At 67.8% G+C, this 2,101-nt stretch carries 1 protein-coding gene and 1 pseudogene; one reads left to right on the forward strand and one right to left on the reverse strand.

Annotation, left to right across the window (positions count from 1 at the left end; all coding sequences use genetic code 11):
* A partial coding sequence (locus RF637_RS13705; protein WP_368845117.1) for an ISL3 family transposase occupies window positions 1-1,050 on the forward strand: 1,050 nt, incomplete at its 5' end.
* 9 nt (window positions 1,051-1,059) lie between these two features.
* Here the strand turns inward: RF637_RS13705 and RF637_RS13710 are convergent.
* Window positions 1,060-1,917, reverse strand: a pseudogene (locus RF637_RS13710) (IS3 family transposase); the annotation flags it as partial.
* Window positions 1,918-2,101 lie beyond the last annotated feature (184 nt).

Here is a 2,101-nt window from a genome sequence, read left to right on the forward strand (position 1 = left end):
TGCGAGGTGACGACCTTCAGTGAGGTCCACGAGCTGGCGGCACCGCGGGCCAAGCTCACCACCCGCGCGATCGCCTGGGCGGTGGGCCAGCTGCGCTGCCACGACATCGCGGTCTCGGCCCTGGCCCAGATGCTCGGAGTCGCCTGGAACACCGTCTGGGACGCCATCACTCCAGTCATCGAGGCCCAGCTGGCCGCGGAGGATCGGCTGGCCGGGGTGGACGCCCTGGGCGTGGACGAGCACGTCTGGCGCCACGTGGGCCCACCCGGCACTGGGCTGGTCACCGGGATCGTGGACCACTCCCGCGGCGAGGACGGCCGGCCCCGGGCACGACTGCTGGATCTGGTGCCCGGGCGCACGGGGGCGGCCTACGGCGACTGGCTCATCGAGCAGGGGCCGACCTTCACGAGCGGGATCCGCACGGCGACGCTGGATCCGTTCCACGGCTACGCCAACGCCATCCGCGACGAGCTCCCGGAGGCGATCACCGTTCTCGACGCGTTCCACGTCGTGAAACTCGGTGGGCAGGCCCTCGACGAGGTGCGTCGCCGGGTGCAGCAGGACACCCTGGGTCACCGCGGGAGAACCGGGGACCCGCTCTACGGAATCCGCCGCACCCTACAGATCGGCGCCGAGCACCTGACCGAGAGGCAGGTCCGCCGACTCAACGCGAAGCTCGAGGCCGGGGACCCGCACCACGAGGTCACCCTTGCCTGGCACTGCTACCAGAAGCTGCGCGCGGTCTACCACGCCCGCCCCGAGCAAGGACGCCGGCTGGTCGCCGAGATTCTCGGTGCCTTCCCGTCCTGTCCCATTCCGGAGATCGCCCGGCTCGGACGGACCTTACGCCGGTGGAAGGCCGCGATCCTGGCCTACTTCGATACCGCAGGAGCCTCGAACGGGCCCACGGAAGCGGTCAATGGCGTCATCGAGACCATGCGTCGCGTCGCCCGCGGCTTCCGCAACTTCGACAACTACCGGTTACGGGCTCTGCTCGCCGCAGGCGGTCATCGCCCCTGGCGGAGAACCGCTACCCACACTCAGCTGTGAAGGCCCGGATATCGCATTGTCCAGCGCTTTCACTGCCAGACGCGCCTTCATTCGGTCGCTGATTGAGTAGCCCACGATACGGCCGGAGAACACGTCTTTGATGGCGCAGAGGTAGAGCTTTCCCTCGTCGGCCCGGTGCTCGGTGATGTCGGTCAGCCACAGCTCGTTGACGTCATCGGCGGTGAAGTCCCGCTTGAGGAGGTCGTCGTGGATCGGCGGCCCCGGGCGTTTCCCGTTCTTGCCGCGCTTCTTCCCGAACACGGAGAACCACTGGTTGTCCCGGCAGATCCTCCACGCGGTCCGCTCGCACATCTCTTCACCGGCCTCGCCGGCTTCGCCGAGGAGGAACCGGTAGCCGAACTCGGGGTCATCGCGGTGGGCATCCAGTAGCGCGTTGGCGCGATAGGCCTGGATCAGCTCGGCCTGGGTGAGCTGGTGTTTGAGCCAGCGGTAGTAGGGCTGGCGGGAGAGCTTTGAGGACCCGCAGGGACACCGCGACGGGGATCCCGTCAGCGGCGAGCTCGCTCACGAGCGGTGGGGGCACCTCCCGCTTGCGGGGGAAGAACCTTTTCCCGGCAGGTTCGCCTGAGACAGGTAGGCGGCCGCGCGGCGCAGGACCTCGTTCTCCTGCTCCAACAGTCGGTTCCGGCGGCGGAGCTCGCGCAGCTCCGTGGAGTCTTCACGGGTCTTCCCGGGACGGTTGCCGTCGTCGATGTCTGCTTGGCGGATCCATTTGCGCAGCGTCATCTCGGGGACGCCGAAGTCCTTGGCGATCTGAGCGAGGGTGACGCCCGCTTCGCGGGCGCGCGCGACACGCACGACGTCGTCGCGGAACTCTTGAGGATAGGGCTTGGGCACGGTGATCATCCTTCCAGGCCGACCCGCGTCGGCCAGCCAGGTTCGGTGTCACCTATCCGTGCAGCAGTCCCAACCATCCGACACGGCCTTTGACCTCCCCGCTGCCCTCAGCTGAAGCGCCCTGAGTTTGTTGGAGGCTCCTGACCTTGGAAACGAGGATGGAGTTATGCCGAAGGAACTGGCGAATGGGAAG

It is taken from the genome of Kocuria sp. CPCC 204721 (genome assembly GCF_040980945.1).
GTDB lineage: Bacteria > Actinomycetota > Actinomycetes > Actinomycetales > Micrococcaceae > Kocuria > Kocuria marina.